Genomic DNA, 965 nt, shown 5'->3' on the forward strand with positions numbered 1-965 from the left:
GGCGACGCGGGCGGGGTCGGAGTGCGGCTTCGGCGGGCGGCGGGTGTGCTCGGACGCCGGGGTGCGACCCGGCTTCCCTCCGCTGTTGCGCCCACCGCGCCCGGCGGGCGTGCGTCCCCCCGGATCGCGCTTGCCCCGCGGGGGCCTACCGGACTCGCTCATCGCGCACGCACCTTCGGGTCGAGACGGGCGCCGCGCGCCCAGTCCGTGGCTGCCATCGCCTTCTTTCCGGGCGGCTGTACCGTCCCGAGTCGCACCGCCGCGGTAGCGGTACCGACGAGCACACCGTCCTTGCGGATCTGGAGCTCACCGGGTTCGAGGGACTCGTCGGTCACCGTCACAGGTCCGATCTTCACTCGCAGGTCGCCGATCATCGTCCACGCGCCCGGAGCCGGGGTGACCGCGCGGATCCCACGGTCGACGACGTGCGCGGGCAGGGTCCACTGCACCTGGGCCGCCTCGACGGTGACCTTCGGAGCGTGCGAGATACCGTCGGCCGGCTGGGGAGCGGGCGTGAGGATGCCGTCCTCGAGTCCGTCGAGGGTGGACTCGAGCAGCGTGGCTCCCGCTTCGGCGAGTCGGCCGAGCAGGTCTCCGGCGGTGTCGGTGGGACGGACCGTCTCCGTGACGACGCCGTAGACCGGCCCGGTGTCGAGTCCGGCTTCGAGGCGGAAGGTGCTCGCACCGGTGATCTCGTCGCCGGCGGCGATCGCCGCCTGCACCGGTGCTGCGCCACGCCAGGCGGGCAGCAACGAGAAGTGCAGGTTCACCCATCCGTGAGCAGGGATGTCCAGGACCTGCTGCGGGATCAGGGCGCCGTAGGCGACCACGGGGCAGCAGTCGGGTGCGAGCTCGGTCAGCCGAGCGACGAACTCGGGGTCGTGCGGCGTGCGCGGAGTGAGCACCTCGATGCCGTGCTCGTCGGCGAGCTGCCCCACGGCCGATCGCACGACCTTCCGGCCGCG

General features: G+C 73.2%; 1 protein-coding gene. It reads right to left on the minus strand.

What is annotated here, in order from left to right; all coding sequences use genetic code 11:
• Window positions 1–158 precede the first annotated feature (158 nt).
• On the minus strand, window positions 159–965 hold an 807-nt coding region (locus tag R1101_RS0124365), incomplete at its 5' end, for a methionyl-tRNA formyltransferase (RefSeq protein WP_016935748.1).

Origin of the sequence: Rhodococcus sp. R1101, from assembly GCF_000278445.1 — a bacterium.
Classification (GTDB): domain Bacteria; phylum Actinomycetota; class Actinomycetes; order Mycobacteriales; family Mycobacteriaceae; genus Rhodococcus; species Rhodococcus gordoniae.